This window comes from Catenulispora sp. MAP12-49 (assembly GCF_041262705.1).
GTDB lineage: Bacteria > Actinomycetota > Actinomycetes > Streptomycetales > Catenulisporaceae > Catenulispora.
In genome coordinates this window covers 178,811-197,717 of record NZ_JBGCCP010000020.1, presented here as the reverse complement: position 1 = coordinate 197,717, position 18,907 = coordinate 178,811, and the positions used below count along the sequence as shown (strand labels likewise).

The following is an 18,907-nucleotide window of genomic DNA, read 5'->3' as shown; positions in this document are numbered from 1 at the left end:
CAGCGTCCGCCGCCTAGCAGCGCGACCCCCACTCCCCGGAGCGAGGCCGCTCGCCGCGCAGGCGCCGCCGGAGGCGCTCTTGACTGTCGCTCTTGCTCTTGACTGCCGCAGTAGAGCCGCCCACCTACCCACACCACCACCGCCCCACGAAACCAGCGCCGCCCACGACCCGCGCCACCAACGGATCCCGCCAACCATGCGCGAAGCCGTCAAGAAACGCCTGTAAACCACCCACCCCAGCCGCACCCGCACCCGCACCCGCACCCGCACCCGCACAAGGAACTGACCACTCCTACACAGCAATCAGTCATGCGCGGCTCCCGGACCCTGGAAGCGCTCGGCGGACACCCGCATGCGGAAGACGTGATAGGTCCAGGCCTGATAAAGCAGGACCACGGGCAGCAGCACCGCGACGATCACCGTCATGACCTTCAGCGCGTACTCGCCCGACGCGGCTCCCTGCACCGTGAGGTTGTACGCGGGGTTGGTGCTGGAGACCATGACGTCCGGGTAGAGCTCGACGAACAGCGAGGCGATGGTGGCGGCCATCGCCACGGTGGTGGCGGCGAACGACCATCCCTCGCGGCCGGTGGCGGTCAGGGCCGCGGCGGCGAAGGCGGCCATGATGGCGATCAGTTCCGGCACGTTGACCAGCACGCCCTTGCCGGAGACGGCGTGCGTCCAGGCGAGGAACCCCAGCACGGCCGCCGCGGTGACCGGTGCGACCCGCCGTCCGATCAGGGCGGCGCGTTCGCGCACCGCGCCGGTGGTCTTCAGGGTCAGGAAGGTCGCGCCGTGCACCGCGCACAGCAGGGTGATGGTGATGCCGGCGAACACCGAGTAGCCGGTGAACAGGTCGCCGAGGTTCCCGGTGTATTCCCGATCGGACCCGATCGGCACCCCGTGCACGAGGTCGGCGAGCGCGATCCCGATCACCAGCGGCACCAGGACGCTGCCCGTGGTCATCAGGGCGTCCCACGTGGTGCGCCAGCGGTGGCTGCCGATCTTCCCGCGGAACTCGAAGGAGACCCCTCGGATGATCAGTCCGGCCAGGAGCAGGACGATCGCCAGGTAGAACCCTGAGAACATCGTCGCGTACCAGTCGGGGAAGGCCGCGAACATCGCGGCGGCGACCACGATGAGCCAGACTTCGTTGCCGTCCCACAGCGGGCCGATGGTGTTGATCGCGGCACGCCGGCCGGCCTCGTCGCGGGCCACCACGGCGTGCAGCATGCCCACCCCGAGGTCGAAGCCCTCCAGGACGAAGAAGCCGGTCCACAGGACCGCGATGAGGATGAACCAGAAGGTGGCGAAGGCCATGGGGACCTCGGGGGCGGCTCGGGCCGGTCAGTAGGCGACGGCGGGGACGGGTTCGTCGAGCGCTGGCGGCGGCGCCAGCTGTTTGCGCGCGTAGCGGATCATGAGGATCGCGGCGACCACGGCCAGTGCGGCGTAGATGAGGAAGAACGCGATGATGCTGATCGTGACGGTCGCGGTGTCCACCGACGGCGACACGCCGTGTCTGGTCAGCTGCAGGCCCTGCACGACCCAGGGCTGCCGACCGCTCTCGGTGAGCAGCCAGCCGGCGGTGTTCATCAGGAAGGGCAGGATCACCGCCCACGTGGCCACGCGCAGGAACCAGGCCTTCGTATACAGGCGCTCGCGGCGCAGCAGCCACAGGCCCACCAGCCCGATCAGCAGCGCGATCGCGGCCAGGTAGGCCATCACCCGCATCGACCAGTACTGGATGAACACGTTGGGCACGTAATATCCGGGCCCGTACTGCTGCTGGTATTGGGTGTTGACCTCGTTGAGCCCCACGACCTGCCCGTTCCAGTGGTTGGTGGCCAGCAGCGAGAGCAGATGCGGGATCTCGATGATCTTCGTGGGGGTCTGGTCCCGGTTCCCGCCGCCGACCTGGATCACCGAGAACGAACAGGGCTGGCAGGTCGTCCACTGGGCCTCGGCGGCCGCGATCTTCATCGGCTGGTACTTGCCCTCGGTCACCCCCAGCTCGCTGCCGACCAGCATCGCCAGCAGCAACGCGGGCACCAGGACGGCCAGGGACAGCTTCGCGGCCGGCCGGAAGGCTTCGCGGTCGCTGCCCCGCCGCAGCTGCCAGGCCGCCACGGCGAGCATCACCAGCGATCCGGTGACCAGGGAGGCGAGCAGGACATGGACGTAGCCGCGCAGGAAGACCGGGTTGGTGAACAGCGCCCACACGTCGTTCAGCTGCGGGCGGCCGGTGGCCGTGTTGATCTTGTAGCCGACCGGGTGCTGCATCCAGGAGTTGGCGGCCATGATGAACAGCGCGGACAGGGCGCCGCCGAAGGCCACGGCCCAGATCGTCGCCAGGTGCACGCCCCTGGGCAGCTTGTCCCAGCCGAACAGCCACAAACCGAGGAATGTGGACTCCAGGAAGAACGCTGCCAGGCCCTCCATCGCCAGCGGCGCACCGAAGACGTCACCCACCGTGCGGGAGTACTGCGACCAGTCCATCCCGAACTGGAACTCCTGGACCAGCCCGGTGACCACGCCGACCGCGACGCCGATGACCAGCACGGTGCCGAAGAACCTGGTCAGGCGCAGCAGTTCCGGACGCCCGGTGCGGTGCCAGCCGGTCTGCAGCAGCGCGGTCAGGAACCCCAGCCCAATGGTGACGGGCACGAACAGGAAGTGATAGATCGACGTCATGGCGAACTGCAGCCGGGCCAGGTCGAGTTGGCTCATCGTTCGCTCTCCGACTCCCCTCGGGCGCTCCCGCACCGGGACCGCCCTGCTGTGGCGACTACGCCGACCTGCTCGAATTCGCCCAGCCCTTTTTAGGCGGGAACCGTCTTCGGGAACGGGCAGCCACGCCGGGAGCGTCGGGGGCCGAGGCGGAAATCACCCGGCTGGAGTAAGCCGGGTTTAGTGGCACGGCGACCGGCCATAGGCTCGAACAGCTGACCTCGGGAAACCTGAGAGGAAGGCTGATGATGGAACACTCTGGCTCGGTGCGATCAGACGACGTCGATGCCCTCGTGATCTTCGGTGCCACCGGCGACCTGGCGAAACTCGAGACTTTCCCGGCCCTGGTCGGCCTGGTGGAACGCGGCGCGCTCAGCGTGCCCATCGTCGGAGTGGCCAAGAGCGGCTGGGACCTTCAGCAGTTCCGTGACTACGCCGTGGCCTCGCTCAAGCTCAACGGGATGGACCCGGGCAGCCCCGCGGCCGTGAAGATGCTCGGCCTGCTCCGCTACGTCGACGGCGACCTGGACGACAACGCGACGTACGCCGCGATGTCCGAGGCGATGGGCCCGGGCGACCGTGCCCTGTTCTACCTCGAGGTGCCGCCGGTGCTGTTCGGACGCATCGCCCACGGCATCGCCTCCGCAGGCCGCGCCGACGGTGCCCGGGTGATGGTGGAGAAGCCGTTCGGCCACGATCTGAACAGCGCCATCGACCTCAACACCACGATGCACCAGGTCTTCCCGGAGGACGCGATCTACCGCGTCGACCACTGGCTGGGCCTGGATCCGCTGGAGAACGTGCTGTTCACCCGTTTCGCGAACTCGGTTCTGGAACCCCTGCTCAACCGCACCCACGTCGACAGCGTCCAGATCACCATGGCAGAGTCCTTCGACGTCTCGGACCGCGGCGCGTTCTACGATCACACCGGCGCCGTCCGCGACGTCCTGCAGAACCACATGCTCCAGGTCCTGGCCAGCGTGCTGGCCGAGCCTCCGGACAGTCCCGGTGCGGGCGGCACGTGGCCGCGGGACAAGGCGCGCCTGCTGGCCGCGATCAAGCCCGTCTCACCGTCCCACGCCGTCCGCGGACAGTACGAGGGCTACCACGACGTGGCGGGCGTCGCGCCCGGATCGACCACGGAGACGTACATCGCCGTACGGCTGGCCGTCGACTCGTGGCGCTGGGAGGACGTGCCGGTCATGATCCGCGCGGGCAAGTGCCTGCCGGTGACCGCCACGGACGTCACCTTCCACTTCCGCAAGCCGCCGCACGACCTGTTCGGACTGCACCCCTCGGCCACGGCCAACGCACTGCGGTTCCGCATCTGGCCCGAGGCCGCCGTCGCCTTCACGCTCGCCGGCAAGAAGCCCGGAGCCGGATGGCAGGCCCAGCGCGAGGACCTCGTCTTCAGCCAGCAACCGGGCTCGGACATGCGGCCCTACGACCGGCTGATCGGAGCGGCGCTGGAAGGCAAGCGCTGGCTGTTCACGCAGCAGGAGGCCGTCGAAGCCGCGTGGGAGATCGTCCAGCCCATCCTCGATGGAGATTCGCCGCACACCTACGAGCGCGGCGGCTGGGGACCGAAGGAAGCCGACCAGCTGCTGCCCGAGGGGATCGTCTGGCACGACCCTCAGGCCTGAGCCATCAGCCACCGGGGTGCCGATTCGGGCAGCCTTCGATGACTCGACGGCCCATATCCGGGCCGGCGTACTGCTCCCGCCGGCGAAGCGCACCTAGTGTGCGACGGGCGTACACAGGTTCCGGGGAACGGAGGGTCGTTGTGACGACCTCGGTCGACGTCCAGGGCATGCAGCTGGCCCAGGAGGACTTCCAGCAGGCGCTGGACCAGATGAACTCGGTCTACAGCGCGATGAGCGAGGAGGCGGACAACCTTTCGGCGAGCTGGTCCGGGATGGCGGCGTCGGCGTTCGGGCAGGCTTTGGGCGCCTGGTTGGACGACCTGTACCAGATCCGGCAGGAGCTGGTGGTCATGACCGAGAGTCTGTCCACGCACACCGGGATCTACAGCGACGCCAACGAGTCCTCGCAGGAGGTCGTCAACGCCTTCCAGCACGGGCTTCAGGGTCTTGAAACGCTGCCGGCCCAGCCGATGGTCGCGATGCGGGCCGTGGAGGACCGGCTGGCGCCGGAGAAGGGCGTCCTGGCCCGGCGGGAGACGGTGCAGGGCAAGGTGCTGCCGGCGCTGCCGGCTCGGGAGGACGTCCCGCAGACGCGGAACCTGCCGTCGCAGGCCGTGCTGGACGACTCGGTGGAAGGCACGCCGGAAGGCGTCGTCACCTCCGAGATACAGCCCACGTACATGGACCGCGAGCAGGCCTTCCTGCCTGCCCGGCGGTTGGAGGACATGCCGGAGCAGCCGCTGCTGCCGGAGGAACCGCTGCAGCCGACGAGGCTTCTGCTGCCGGAGGAACCGCTTCGGCCGGTCCTGCGCGACCTGCCTGTTGATTCCTGACGCGGCAACGTCGCCGGTCCGCAGGCTGACCCGCGGACCGGCGACGTTGTGGACCGGCGGACCGGCGGACGGCCTTACGGCAGCTGCCACCGCTGGTTGTTGCCGCCGTTGCAGTCCCAGATCTCCAAGGCGGTCCCCCGGTTCGTGGAACCCTGCGGGTCGTCCAGGCACTTGCCGGAGTTCGGGTTGAACAGCGTCCCGTCCGAGCGCGGGATGAAGACCTGCGCACTGGTTCCGTTGCAGTGGTAGAGGTCGACCGTGGTCCCGTTGTCCTTGCCCGAGCCCTGCACGTCCAGGCACAGCCCGAGCAGGTGCAGGGTGGACCCGGACTCGACCCACGAGAAGGACTGTGCGCCGGTGCCGTTGCAGTCCCACAGGTCGATCTCGCTGTAGTCCGCGGTGTTCGACGCGTAGTCGTCCACGCACATCCCGCCGATGCCGGTGATCTGGCCGGTGGCGTTCGGGACCGAGATCGCCACCGGGCCGGTCGGCGCCTTCACCGGCGCCTGGACGACCGGCTTGCTGCTGCTGGCCGGCGGCGGGGCGGCCTTGCTCTTGGTGACCGACGGCGGGGCCGCGGTCTTGGTGACGAAGACCCGCACGGCCGTGATGGTCGGGTCCGGCGTCCCGGGCAGGTGCGTCGTGACCACGACCGGCGGAGCCTGCACGACGGAGACGGCCGTGGAGGTCGCGGTCACGGTCACCACCACCGGCGGCACGGCGGCGGACGGCGCACCGCTGGTGGCGTCGGACCCCGCGGCGGCCACGGACGAGGACGTGGAACCGCTCGACGCCGCCGCGAAACCGTCGCCCGCCAGGCCCGCGGCCGCCCCGGAGGTGGACCCGCCGGGTCCGGCCTTCGCCCCCTGGGCGGCCTGGTGGGACGACGACCCGCCGCTGCCGACCGCGGCCGCCACACCGACCGCGGCCAGCAGCAGCACTGCCGCGCCGCCGACGGCGGCGACGCGGGAGACATTGCCGGAAACATTGCCGAAGAAGGAATTGGGGGCGGCGGTGTCCGAGCCCTGATCCGAGGACTCGGCGTCATCAGGGGCCTCACCGCCGGGGAGCACGAGGACGGCCTCCGGCGCGGCGCCCTTGCCCTCGCCCTCGCCCTCCCCGAGCGGAGCCGAGGCCCGCAGATCGGCGAGCACGGCCGCCGTCCCCTGGGCGACCGTCTCCGGCGCCGGGAGCAGCAGGTGCGGATTGCCGTCCAGGGCCAGGTCGGTCAGCTCCAGCGTCCCCAGCTGCCAGGGCACCTCCACGAGCCGGTTGCGCCGCAGGTCGAGCACCCGCAGCTCCGGGAACGTGGCGATCCACGGCGGCAGGGCGGTCAGCTCGTTGTCCGACAGGTCGAGCTCGCGCAGGCCGATCAGGGCACGCACCTCGTCCGGCAGATCGCGCAGACCCAGACCGGACAGCACCAGAGCCGGGTGACCTCCGGCGCTGGCCTCCTCTACGCGGCGCAGCGCGGTCTGGACGGATGCGGCGGCAGAATCGGTATCAGTCCCGGTGTCGGTACCGGCTTGGGCTTCCATCACTGGCTCCTGTCAGGCGGGCGGGTCAAGGCGGCGGTGGCGCGGAACAAGGCGACGGCGTCCGGCGGCGCCGACGGTTCCGTTCGCCGGCGGTCGAGGTGTCCGAGCAGGTCGGCCACCGGCGCGACACCGTGGGCACGCAGGTAGTAGGCGACGGCGTCGCTCCAGACCCACGACCCGTCGGTCCGGAAGCCGGCCGGCACCCGGCCCCGGCCGTCGGCGGGGTCCAGAACGTCGTCCAGGCGGGCCGTGGTGGACATCAGCACGCTGCCGCCGTCCAGCGCCGCCGCGACCGGCTCGCGCTCGGGCGCGGTGAGGCGCGCACGGTCCAGGTCGAACAGGGGTGTGCCGTCGGCGGTGACCCCGTCGTAGACCGGCGCGAGACGGATCGGCTCGGGGCGGCCCGGGGTCCACAGCAGGGCCGAGCGTGCGCGGGCCGAGCGTTGGTAGGCCGGGAGGTCTTCCTCCAGGGCGAAGGCCTCGACCTGAGGATCGGGCTCGCCGAGGTCGGCCAGGGCCTGCTGAAGCGCGGCGGCGGCTTGGAAGGGCTCTGCCTGCGCGGCCAGGGCCAACAGGAAGACGCGGCGCGGCGGCGGCCACGGGGAGCCGTCGGACGGCGTGCGCCAGGTGCGCCAGAGCGCGGCGGCGCCGGGGAGGTCTGCTGCGGCGGCGACGGCGGCGCGGTCCAGGTCGTCGGTGAGGTCGGCAGCGCGGTCGGCAGCTCGATCCAGGTCATCGGTCAAGGCCGCAGCCCGGTCGGCGGCGCGGTCCAGGTCGTCGGTGAGGTCGGCAGCGCGGTCGGCCGCCACATCCCCAGCACCACCGCCCTCGGTCAAGTCCAAGCAGGGCCCGAACTCATCGCCCCGCACCGCCATGACCTCGGCCGCGGCCGGCGTGAAGACGTGGGCGACAACCCCCTCGGCCGGATCGAACCCGGTCTGGACCGGGATCCGTGCCACCACCGCGACGTCCATCCCGGCGCCCGTGAGAATCCAGCCCAGCAGCCCGGCGTCCTCGGCGGCCAGGGTCAGGCGCGCCGCCGCCGCGTGTGAGGCTACCGCGCCGGCCATGCGCTCCGGTTCCAGCGCGGCCAGCCAGGTCCGGCTTTGGCTCAGCAGCCCGTCCGGGACGCGTCCGGCCAGCCGCAGCAGCATGCTGTGACAGGCGTCGGTCAGGGTGGTGACCTCGATGTCGGTCACGGCTGTCCTCCGATCCAGGGGCGGCGGGGCACCTTCGGCGGCGCGTCGAGAGCGGCCAGCAGGGAGGCGAGGTCCGGGTAGGGCGCCAGGCGCACCGGCCGCCCGTTGCGGTACACCACCAGCCCCGGCGAGTTCGCCCCCTGGTTCAGGAAGCGGTCGCCGAGTCCGGTGACCCACCCGGTCCAGGTCCCGCCGTCGGTCAGCTGCGCGACCGTGCCCCGCACGCCGACCACGTCGACCGGCGGCAGCACCGCCTCGGGCGCGCCGCCGGCGGGCAGGGCCTGGTTGGCCGCCGTCCGCCGCTGGTTCTCGGCGCTGATCGCCCGCGCCAGCGCCGCGCTGTTGTCGCCCTCGATGAAGATGCGGCGCGGCACCGGGTCCGGCGAGGCGGCCAGCTGCTCGATGATGGCCGCGGCCATCTCGTCGCGGGTGGCGGCGGCGCCGCGGATCGAGTAGTTGCCCGCCGCGTTGGGCGGGGCGCCGATCGAGACGGTCAGTGTCTCGTGCTGCTGCGGCCGCTGCATGGCATTGGCCAGGTCGGTGTTGTCGCGCGGCACTGCGAAGCCGGAGGGGGTCGACTGCCAGGCGGCTTGCACCGCGGCCTGCGGCGTGGCGCTGCCGGACAGGTCGTCGCGGTGTTCGGCGGTGGCGGTCTGCGCGGTGCCGGTGGCGTGGGCGGCGCCGGTCGAGCCGGTGTGGCTGGTCGCGGCCTGGGCGGCGGCGGCCGGGATCTCGTCGAGGCTGGTCTGGGCCGCGTCGACTTGGTCTTGGGCGGCCTGGTTCTCGCGGTTCGCGGCGTCCACGGCCGGGGCGAGCCTGGTGACGTCGCCCTCCAGCGCCGCGCGCTCACCGGCGATCCGCTGAGCCTGCTCGAGCTGGCCTCGGGCGTCCTGTTCGGCCTGGACCAGCGCCGGATCGGCCGGCTGCGGCGGATCCTGGTTCGCGCGGTTCGCCGTGTCCCGGTTCAGGTTCTGCGCGGCCCGCTGATGGGCCTGGTCGAGGTTTGTGACGTGCTGGTCGAGGTCTCCGGGGTACTGCGTCCGGTGGTCCTGCAGGGCCTGGTCGGCGTCGCGGCCCTGCTGCAGGGTCGGCGCGTTGCGCAGCTGGGTGTCCTGCTGGGTCTGCTGCTGGTCGCGCAGCGCCTGCTGCCGGGCGGGCTGCTGGGCGTCCAGGGTGCGCTGGTGCGCGGCGTCGTTCACCGCGCCCTGGTGGCCGGGGTCGGCCGGGTCGAAGACGTGGTGCTCCAAGTGGTGGGCGCCGCCGCCCTGGTAGTGCACCAGCGTCAGGTCCACCGACCGGCCGGAGGCGATGGCCAGGTCGCGCGCGCCCCGCAGGTGGTCGTCGGCCGTTGAGGTGCCGTTCAGGTCGGCGACGACCCGGTGCGGCTGGCCGTCCGGCGGCGGGGTGGCGGCCAGGGCCGTGATCTCGTCGGTCCGGGCGGCCGGGTCGTCGGACAGCGGCCGGGCGTGCGGGTGGACGACCTGGGTCGGATGGTTCTGGGCCAGCTCGACGGCCCAGCCCTCGGGCAGCAGCCCTTCGAAGTCCCTGGTGGAGTCGATCTTCATCGACCAGTCGTGGGGGCCGTTGAGCAGGTAGGAGACCTTGCCGCCGTAGATGTGCGAGTCCTGCGCGTACATCCGGTTGTACTCGACGTAGTCGCCGATGTTGGCCTCGGTCTCCACGCCCCGGCGGCGGTCGGCGTCCCCGCCGGGGACCCCCGCGCCGTCGTTGGTCTTGCCGCCCATCGACAGGTCGGCGGACCAGCCGCTGCCCTTGCTCTCGCTGAAGGTGGGCTCGTCGGCGCGCTCGGTGAAGGTCATGCCGTTGTACTTGGCCGGCTTGCCCAGCGGCCTGATCACCCCCTCGACCTGCGCGCCCAGCTTCGCCGGCTCGCCGTGCGGCGAGGGCAGCCCGAACTCGCCGCGGAACAGATCTCCGGAGTTGTCGCGGACGTTGCGGTTGGCCAGCGAGGTGTTCAGCCGGATGCCCAGGTCGTTGTGCAGGGCGTAGCGGCCCAGGTGCGGCGGCGCCGGCGTGCCGCCGAGCCCCGCGCCGCTGCCGTCCATGTAGGGCGCGGCCTTGGCGCGCGGCAGGGTCACGGCCGGAGCCCAGGCCGCGACGTGGCCCAGGTCCGGAAAGCTCAGGCCCTGCAGATGCTCGGCGAGTTCGTGGTCGAGCGTGCTGGGCTTGGTCCGCTCGCCCGGCCCGGCGGCGCGGACGGCGGGCTGGCGCGGCGGCGCGGGGGCGGCACGGGCCGGCGGGGGCGGCGGGCCCTCGTCGGCGAAGTGGTGCGGCACCACGTTGCGCATCGTGATGTGCGAGCCGGGCGCGGTCCGCAGCGTGACCGCCGGGGTCGGCGGAGTCCGCGAGACGCTGGTGTTGGGAATGCGGGCCAGCGGCTCGGGGATCTCGTGGCCGACGTAGATCTCGATCTTCAGGTTCAGCTGGTGCGCGAACTCCTCGCCCTCGCCGGAGGTCGGGGTGCGCTCCTCGCGGATCTTGGTCTCCTCGGCGCTCTCGTTCTCCTTACGCTCCGGGGCATCGCCGCCCTTGGCCCGGACCGCCGCCGAGGTCCGGCGGATGTCGCGGATCACGGCCTGCGTACCGGTCGACTTCTCCACCCCGGTCGACCACTTGATCCCCAGGTCGGTCTGGCCGCCGCTGTGGCCGTCCTTGGTGAACTGCCCCTCGACCTTGCCGGTCACCGAGAAGTCGTGCGCCGAGTTCTTCTGCGAGCCGTGCTGCTTCAGCGACTGCCCGCCGAAGGTGACGGCCCCGCGGTCCCGGGAGCGGACGTGGTCGGTGTCGACGCGCTCGGCGGTGACCCGCACCGTGACCTGCGTGGTGCTGCCGGCCGGGCCGGGGAACTCCGAACGGTGGACCACGCCGGTGTCGAACAGGTCGTCCGGGTGGGTCTTCAGCTCGCCGGGGTCGTACTTGTGCGAGATCGACCGCCAGATGTCCGAGGCGTCGGTCAGGTGCTCGTCGCCCACCGAGCCGGTGGTCTGCAGGCCGTGCTTGATCGCGCCGAGGATGCCGCCGCCGGCCGGCAGCGGCACCGCTCCCCCGGGATGCTTGGGCCCGCTCTCCTCGAACACCGCGCTGTGGTCGTCGAAGTGGGTGGCGAAACCGGCCGCCATGGCCGCGCCGTACCGGGTCAGGTGCAGCGGCTGCTCCGCCTTGGGCGGCGGGTCCAGGTGCGTCGGCGCCGGCGGCACCGGCGGGTTGGCGTGCGGATCGCCGTGCAGGGTGCTGACGTCGTGGTGCAGCGTCGTGCTCATCGACAGCTCGGCGGCGTGCTCGATGAGCAGGTGGTGGAACTGCGGCGTGCTGTCGTACGCGGACTTGCGCAGGTGCCGGCCCAGGAACCCGTTGATCATCCCGGCGTCGACCGGCTGCCGGTTCGAGGTGACCTCCAGGACCAGGTGCGCCCGGCTGAACTGCTGGCCGGTGTTCTCCGTCAGCAGCGAGACGTCGATGCTGCCCTTGGTCGTGGAGTCGGTGTGGCTCTTGATGGTCCCGGAGGCCTCGACCCCGATCGAGGCGCCGACCTGGTCGGCCACGCCGCGCTTGGTCGTCGAGGCGTGCTGGCCGTCGCCGGGGTCGCTCCCGCTGGGGTCGGAGGTCTCGTCCTTGCCTCCGGCGGCTGCGGCGTCCTCGACGTTGTGCCGGTAGGCCCCGCCGATCGCGCCGGAGACCTTGTAGTTCACGTGCGTGGTGTCGTTGTCGGTCTGCTTCAGGTCGTGCTCGGCGTAGCTCTCGTTCGCGGCATCGGGCGCCTCGTGGCCGGCCGCCGGGTCGGCCCGCAGGAAGAACCCCTTCACCGTGAACGAGCGCTCGTAGTTCGGCAGGCCGGGGCCCCAGTGGAACTCCTTGGGCAACGGGATCGGGATGCCGCTGTCGCCGAGCAGCCGGGGCTGGTTGGAGCGCAGGAAGCCCTCCGACAGGGCTCGTTCCACCTCGGCGACGTATGTGGGGTGCTTCCACGCCGAGGCCGGAATCTCAGGGTGCTGAGCCCGGGCCTGGGAGATCACGAAGTCGGCGGAGGAGCGCACCGCCTTGTCCAGTCCGGCGAAGGTCGCGTGCAGGCCGTCGGTGCCGGACTTGCCGAAGTCGATGACGTCCGGGTGGCTCTTCAGGTCCTGATATTCGGTGCGAGTCAGGACGCTGGTACGCCCGATGTTCGCCGCGACCGCCTTGTGCGCCTGCGTGTAGGCCGGCTTGGCGGCGTCCTCCGCTTTCGGCCGCAGTACTTTCGGCACCAGCGCCGGAACGGTGGCGCCGTCCCCTTCGATGATGCGGCTGACCGTGCGCTGGGAGGTGAACCCGAAGCGGGACTTGGTCTCGGTGACCGTGACCTGGTACCGGGCCCCGTACTCGGGCCGGAACGCCTCGCCCTTCGGCGCGCGCAGCCGGGAGTAGTTCTTGGAGGCGGAGCCGTCGGACTCGGCGTGCGTCTTGCCCCCGGACACCCCGCCGCTGAAGTCGCCGATGTCGATCGCGCCGCCGTGCGGGAGCTCGACGCGGCCGGCGATGCCGCCGCCGGTGCCGACCGTCCAAGAGCGCTTGGTCGTGGTGCCGCTGCCCCGCGTGCCCTTGGTCTGGTGGTCGATCGCCACGTCGGCTTCGGAGGGGATGTCGCCGTGCGGGCGGTTCAGCATCACCTGCTCGACGGAGATCTGGTACTTGCGGCCCCGGTAGGTGATCTCGTCCTGGTGCCCGGCGTCGAAGCCGCGGCCGCGCGCGCCGCGCAGCTTGGGCGTGCCCAGGGAGAGCTGGAGTTGCTTGTCGGCGCGGTAGCGCAGCCGCGCCGCGTGGTTGTCGTGGCGCGAGGTGGCTTTGGGGTCGTTGGAGGCCAGACCCCGGCGCATGCCCTTGTAGTTGGAGGACAGGTCTGTGATCATCCCGCGCGCGGTCGCGTGGATCTGCTCGCTGCGCGGCAGCTCCTTCACCGCCGCGCTGCCCAGGCCGACGCCGGCGACCAGCTCAGGAGTCTCCTTCTCCGGGTCGGACTCGTGGACGGCGCGGCGCACGTGAGGGGCCTGTGTCCCGTCGTCCTTCCACGTCACGGTCCGCAGCGGCGCGCCGTCGGAGGTCCGGATCGCGCGCTCCTCGCCGAGCTTCAGCGAGGTGTCGACGTACTTGTCCGAGACCACCTCGGTGTGCCGGCCGATCTGGTTCCCGGTGTCGTCGACGTCGGCGACCTCGCGGACCGTCTCGCGGGTGTTGAGGTCGTGCGAGGCGATGCCGTGCTCGTCGACGATGCGGACCGAGCGGTCCGAGACCAGCATCTTGAGCAGGTCGTCATGCGGCAGGCGGTCCAGGCCCGCGCCGTCGTTCTCGCGCGCGGTGCTGATCCGGTTCTGCAGGTCCCGGCGGTCGTTGAGGGCCTGCTGGTCGGTGTGCCAGTCGTCGTTCGGGCGCAGCGCGGTCGCGGCGTTGCGCAGGTCGGTCTCGAACCGGCTGCCGCGCGGCACGACCAGTTGCAGGCCGGTGCGGCCGGCCTGGCGGGTCAGGTCGACCAGCGCGGCGTGGCTTCCGGCGTCGTCGGCGCCCCAGGTGTGCGGGCCGCCACCGCGCCAGCCCCAGACCACGTGGCCGGCGGGGTTCACGACGTAGCCCTCGTCCGGGAGGTGCGGGCTGCCGAGGATGTCGTGCTCCGAGGGCAGGTTCGTGACGGTGACGCGGTCGTTGGTGCGCACCCTGTTCAGCGAGGTCTGCAACGCGCCGCCGGGACGCGCCGGGGCGACCAGGCCGAGATCCCGGGGCGGTGCTGCCGGCGGCGCGCCCCGGGAGCCGAGGTCGGCGACGGTGTGGATGCTCTCCACCGGCGGCGCGACACGGGCCGGGGGCGGCGTGACCCGGGAGGGGTTCGGCTGCGAGAAACCCTTGTCGCTCCAGCCGTCGGTGACACCGTGGTCGTCCAGGTGGTAGCCGCGGGGCTGGGAGAAGGCGGCGGCGTGGTCGGAGGCGGCCCAGCCGGTGGTGTAGCGCGGCAGATGCGGGCCGAGCGGGATCGACCCGTCGGGCAGCGGAGCCGGCGGCGGGTTGTGGGTGACGGTGAGCTCGCGGGGCTGGCCGTGCGGATCGGCCGGGACTTCGAAGACGCGGACCCCGTGGCCGTTCTGCACGGTGTGGATGTGGGCGAGTTCGGCCTCGGTGAAGGTGTGGCCGGGCCGGACGTGCACCGCGGCCTGGCCGCCGGAGGTCCGCAGATGCTGGTAGAGCACGCGGTTGTCGGTGCTGTCGCGCAGGCCGTTGTGCGGGAAGGGCGAGGGGCGGGACTGCACGGCCGCGTTCAGCTTCACCAGCTTCTGGTAGGTCTTCGGGTGGTTCACCGCGGTGATCTTGTTCAGGCCCGGGGTGCGGGTCGGCGCGCCGCCGGTCCGGTTCATGGCCCGGCGCGCGCCCGCGGCGGTCACCGGTTCGCGGTGCGGCACCGGGGCCGGGGTGGCGGTGCGGACGATGTCGCGTTCGAAGGCGGCGGCCTGGTGCTCGGGCACCATGAGCTCGCCGGTGACGTCGGAGTGGAAGTTCACGACCGCCGGGGAGCGGCTGAGGTCGGACTGGATGCGGCGGTCGGCGTCGACCCGGCCGGTGACGCGGAAGACCGCCTTGTACCTGACCTTGTCGCCGTCGTGGGTGACGGCGGTCTTGGCCTGGCCCTGGACCTGGTTGCCGCGGGCGTGCTTGGAGGCCATGCCGCCGCTGAAGGCGTCGACGGTCGCCGTGACGCCCTCGACGAAGCCGAACTCCGGGCCGACCCTGATCCCGACGCCCTGGCCGTGTTCCGTGGTGTGCTTGATGGTCACGGTCTCGGCGATGTCGTTGCGGATGCCGCCGTCCTTGGTGCTGCCGACGCGCTCCACGGAGACCAGCTCGGCCTTGAGCCCGGTGTATCCGGCGAAGCCCTTCGTGCGCACGAAGTTGGCCGGCAGGGAGTCGGTGAAGGCGGCCTGCGCGCGGTCGCGGAACGACTTCTCGTCCAGGACCTCCTCGGCGGCGCCGTGCACGACCTCGGCGGCCCGGTGCGGGGCGACCTTGCCGGGGCCGATCAGGGCCTTGAGGTAGGCGTCCTCCAGCGGCTTGGTGTCCAGGGCGCCGAGGGTGTAGTCGTAGCGCTCCATCGCCTTGGGGTCGGTGGCGTGGATGACGTTCGCACCGTCGGGGGTGCCGGCGCCGTACGCGGCGGGATAGGCGGCGGTGACGTTCTTGCCGGTGACGTCATGGGTCGCGGCGGCGGTGTGCCCGGCCGCGGTGTGCGCCTCGACCTCGATGCGGACCTGGTGCGTGACACCGACCCGGGCGCCGTTGGTGGCCCGGCTGCCGAGCTGCACCTCGTGGGCAAGGCCGTGCATGGTCTTGGAGGTGACGCTGACACCCGGGCGCACCATGATCGTCAGACTGGAGAGCTTGGAGACGAAGGTCTTCATGTACTCGGCCAGGAAACCCATGCCGCGTGAGGTGTCCACGACATCGGTCTGGTCCTGCGCGATGTCGCCGTACTTGGACAGGAACTCGCGCAGCACCGGATCGGGATCGCGAGCCACCGGCGCCTCGGCCCCGCCGGTGAGGCGGAAGCGGGCGCGCAGGACGGTGTCGCCGTCACCGACGGTGATGCCGGAGCGCAGGTGCTTCTCCCACTCCCGGGGATCGGTGGTCTCCAGGGCCTTGGCGACTTCGTGCTCGAAGTCGCGCGCCAGGCGCGGAGTGATGTGGCTGCCGACAGCACCGGTGTCGGCGCCGGCGGCGTTGGTGAGGCGAGCGGTCTTGACGTTCTCCAGCAGGGTGTGGCTCTGCGCGGCCGGATCGTGCGGCCGGTCGGTGTTGACGACGGACATGTCGCCGAGCGCATGGGTGCCGCCGGCCGCGCCGGGGCGGTTGTACCAGGGGACGAGGGGGTCGGTCAGGGCATTGTTCTCGTCGCGCACGGCCGGTTCGTAGGGCCGGGACCATTGGACGACATCGCTCTGCCAGCGGGGGTGCCCGGCGCTGTCGGTGAGGGCCGCTTCGGCGGGGTGGTGGGTGGTGTCGGGGAGGGTGGGGGGCTGGTGTGCCCCGGCGGGCGGAGGCGCCTGCTTGGTCGCCGGATCGGTGATCTGATGATTCGGCTGGTGGCTGGGGAGTTGGGGCGCGGGCTCGGTGGGCTGGTGGCCACCGGGCTGGCGCTGGGGTTGCGACTGGGGTTCGGTCCCGGGCTGACGCCGAGGCGCGGGCTCAGTGGCCAGGTGATCGCTCGCCTGACTCCGGCTCTGACTCCGGCTCTGGCTCTGACTCTGGCTCTGACTCTGGCTCTGACTCCGGCTCTGGCTCTGGCTCGGCGGCTCGGAGATCCGGTTCACCGCGGGCGGGGTGTTGCGCGCCGGCTCCGGCACCTGGCCGGTCGGCTCGGAGGTTCGCTCGATCGCGGGGGCGTGGTCGGGCGCCGGTGCGAAGTCGTGGAAGGCGCCCTGCGAGCCGTACTTCGGGAAGCCGGGGCGCAGCGGGTCCGGTGCGGCGACCATCGCCACGCCGTCGTGGGAGGTCCAGACCTTGTTGTCGGGCGCCGCCACGTGGATGCCGAGCTCGGTTGCGACCTGCTGGGCGTACGCGTGCTGGCCGTCGGCCGGGGTGGCGCCGGTGTCGCAGATGATCAGGCGCAGACCGGACTGCTGGATCTGCTCGAAGTCCGGGTGCTCGCGGATCAGTTGGGCGAAGGCCTTCGGCCCGAGTTCGTGGCCGCCCACGGTGACGCTGCCGGAGTCCCCGTGCGCCGCGACCGTGAGCCGACCGTTGGCGTCGGGGATGAGGGAACGCGCCGCGCGTGCCTGGTCGGCGGCACCGGGCGCGGACTCGTCCTGGAGATGAAGGGTGCCGCCATGGCCGGAGCCGTAGTGGGACAGGAAGGACGCGGCGTGGGTGGCGTTGTCGAACGTGTCGATGTGCTGAGACGCCGACTCCGGACGGGAGGTCCAGGTGTGCGGATCGGCGGCCGGTGGCGGGAAACGATAGCTGGACGGGGCGCCGGACCTGTTGGAGCTGACGGGCAGCGGGGCCGGCTCGGTGGAGTGGACGACCGGCGGGTTGGTGACCGGCGTGGTGCTCTGATGCTGGGTGCTCTGATGCTGAGTGGCCGCCGGGGGCTGCGCAGGCTGCTGGCGAACCTCAGTGGCCTGCGGCTGCTGGCGCACCTCGGAGGCCGGAGGTACCGCGGATTGCTGCTCATGAACTTCAGGAGCAGGCGGCGGCTCCTCCGACTGCTGCCGAACATCAGAGGCGGGTGGAGGTACCTCGGATTGCTGCCGCACCACCGATGTCGGCGGCACCTCAGCCGGCTGTTCCTCAGCCTCCTGCCGAACTTCAGGGTCCGGCAGCGGCTCCTCAGCCTCCTGCCGCACCTCCGTATCCGGCAGCGGCTCGTCCACCCGCGCCACCGGTTCCGGTCCCACGACCGGCTCCGGCACCTCCCTGTCGACCGGCGCGGGCTCGACCGGCCCGGGTTCAACCGGCACAGGCTCGACCGGTTCAACCCGCTCGACCGGCCCCGGCTCCGGCTCCGGCTCAACATGCTCAGGCGGCTCCGCCGTCCTCCGCACCGGCTCCGGCTCGAAGCCCGGCAGTCCACCTCCGCCGCCGCGATTGTCGTTGCCGCCAGGGTTGTCGTCGCTGCGGTTATCGCCGCCACCTAGGGGCCTGTTATCCGTCACACCTTCCAGCCCCGGCCCGGGCTCCTTGATCTCATGCGCCAGCGCCGCCAGCTTCGCCAGGGCGCTGGTGTCGATCGGCGGCTCCTTCGGCGGTTCCTTGCCGCCTTTGCCGCCGCGGCCGGCGAACATGCTGCCGGCTGCTCCCGAGGCGAAGGCCAGGCCCAGGTCCTGGTTCGCGCCGAAGGCGCCGTTGGAGATGCCGGCGACCGTCACGCCGGTGACGCCCGCCAGGATCAGCTTGCCGCCGAGGTCCTTGGTCAGGTCCGGGGCGACGATGTGCGCCACCTCGTGCAGGGCTCCGCCGACGCCGCCGGCCAGGGCTCCCATCTCCACCGCGCCGATGGTGCTGGAGGTGTCCCAGTGGTCGCGGTCCTTCAGGATGAACATCTGGAAGGCCTGGACCAGGACGTCCATGCCGGTCTGGATGGCGGTCGCGGAGATGACCGACATCGCGAAGCGTTTGGCGATCTGCTGGATCACCAGGCGGCCGACGGCTTCGATCTCCGGGACCACGGCCAGGCCCCAGATCGTGCTGGACCACTCGATGATCTGCTCGGCCATCCACATCAGCTGGGCCAGGATCATCAGCTTGGAGTACTGGACCTGGACGGCGGTGTCCTTCGACATGCCGCCGAGCTGGCCGGTGGTGTCGACCAGGAGCGGCATGGTGTCGTTCAGCTGCTTGACGAAGGAGCCGAACTGCTCGGCGGCCGGTCCGCTGAGGCTGTCGGACAGGCCGGCGGCCATCGGCGCGATCTGGGCGTTCACCGTCGAGAGCTGGTCCCGGGCGTTGTACCAGACGTCGCCCTGCTCGCTGAGCTGGTCCTCGTCACCCTGGGGCCAGGACTGGCCGGCGGCGATCTCCACCACCCAGTTCAGCTCCGGGGGGATCTGGATGCTCACGGCTTCGTGTGGCCCCCGGGCTTGTCCGGCGGCGGGTTGTCGCTGCCGAAGTGCGGCACGGTGTTGTTCTCCTCGGTGGACTCATAGCCCCGCACCATGGTGTGGATGCCGGTGACCATGCCGTCGGCGATCGTGCAGAAGTCCAGCAGCGCGCCGAGCACCATGTCCCGCGTGGGGTTGTAGGACTCGTAGAACGCCTTCGCGGCGGCGTCGTCGGTGCCCGCGGCGTTCGACAGCGGGGCGAGCTGGCCGACCAGGCCGGTATGCACGCCCTTGGTCTGGTCGCTCAGGTGCTCGACCTGCGGGATCACCGTCCCCATGTGGTCGGTGTCGACCCAGACCTCACTCATCGCGGACCTCGATCATTGCTGCCCC

General features: G+C 71.5%; 8 protein-coding genes. 2 read left to right on the top strand and 6 right to left on the bottom strand.

The window, feature by feature from the left end:
• Positions 1 to 303 precede the first annotated feature (303 nt).
• Both cydB and ABIA35_RS31525 read right to left on the bottom strand, forming a co-directional pair.
• Positions 304 to 1,320: a cytochrome d ubiquinol oxidase subunit II gene (gene cydB / locus ABIA35_RS31530; protein ID WP_370360293.1), complete on the bottom strand. Its 1,017-nt coding sequence runs from the start codon at positions 1,318 to 1,320 to the stop codon at positions 304 to 306.
• A 27-nt stretch (positions 1,321 to 1,347) separates the two neighbouring features.
• A complete protein-coding gene (locus tag ABIA35_RS31525) occupies positions 1,348 to 2,730 on the bottom strand; it encodes a cytochrome ubiquinol oxidase subunit I (protein ID WP_370360292.1) in 1,383 nt (460 codons plus the stop codon).
• A gap of 245 nt (positions 2,731 to 2,975) precedes the next feature.
• On the opposite strand from ABIA35_RS31525, the gene zwf reads away from it, so the two are divergent.
• Both zwf and ABIA35_RS31515 read left to right on the top strand, forming a co-directional pair.
• The gene (gene zwf, locus ABIA35_RS31520; protein WP_370347343.1) at positions 2,976 to 4,373 is read left to right on the top strand and encodes a glucose-6-phosphate dehydrogenase; all 1,398 of its coding nucleotides are present in this window, start codon (positions 2,976 to 2,978) and stop codon (positions 4,371 to 4,373) included.
• Positions 4,374 to 4,513: 140 nt separating this feature from the next.
• Positions 4,514 to 5,206 carry a WXG100 family type VII secretion target gene (locus ABIA35_RS31515; protein WP_370347340.1) on the top strand — a complete coding sequence of 231 codons (693 nt, stop codon included), beginning with the start codon at positions 4,514 to 4,516 and terminating at the stop codon, positions 5,204 to 5,206.
• Between the two features lie 74 nt (positions 5,207 to 5,280).
• On the opposite strand, the gene ABIA35_RS31510 is transcribed toward ABIA35_RS31515, so the two are convergent.
• The 4 genes from ABIA35_RS31510 to ABIA35_RS31495 are packed head-to-tail and all read right to left on the bottom strand — an operon-like array spanning position 5,281 to position 18,882.
• Positions 5,281 to 6,744 (bottom strand): ricin-type beta-trefoil lectin domain protein, encoded by a 1,464-nt coding sequence (locus ABIA35_RS31510; protein ID WP_370360291.1) that lies wholly within the window; start codon positions 6,742 to 6,744, stop codon positions 5,281 to 5,283.
• Positions 6,744 to 7,943 (bottom strand): hypothetical protein, encoded by a 1,200-nt coding sequence (locus ABIA35_RS31505; protein WP_370360290.1) that lies wholly within the window; start codon positions 7,941 to 7,943, stop codon positions 6,744 to 6,746. Before ABIA35_RS31505 ends, ABIA35_RS31510 begins: the two co-directional genes overlap by 1 nt.
• Positions 7,940 to 18,532 (bottom strand): hypothetical protein, encoded by a 10,593-nt coding sequence (locus tag ABIA35_RS31500; protein WP_370360289.1) that lies wholly within the window; start codon positions 18,530 to 18,532, stop codon positions 7,940 to 7,942. The genes ABIA35_RS31505 and ABIA35_RS31500 overlap by 4 nt, the downstream gene beginning before the upstream one ends.
• Positions 18,529 to 18,882, bottom strand: a complete 354-nt coding sequence (locus ABIA35_RS31495) for a WXG100 family type VII secretion target (protein WP_370347333.1) — start codon at positions 18,880 to 18,882, stop codon at positions 18,529 to 18,531. The genes ABIA35_RS31500 and ABIA35_RS31495 overlap by 4 nt, the downstream gene beginning before the upstream one ends.
• Between the last annotated feature and the right edge of the window lie 25 nt (positions 18,883 to 18,907).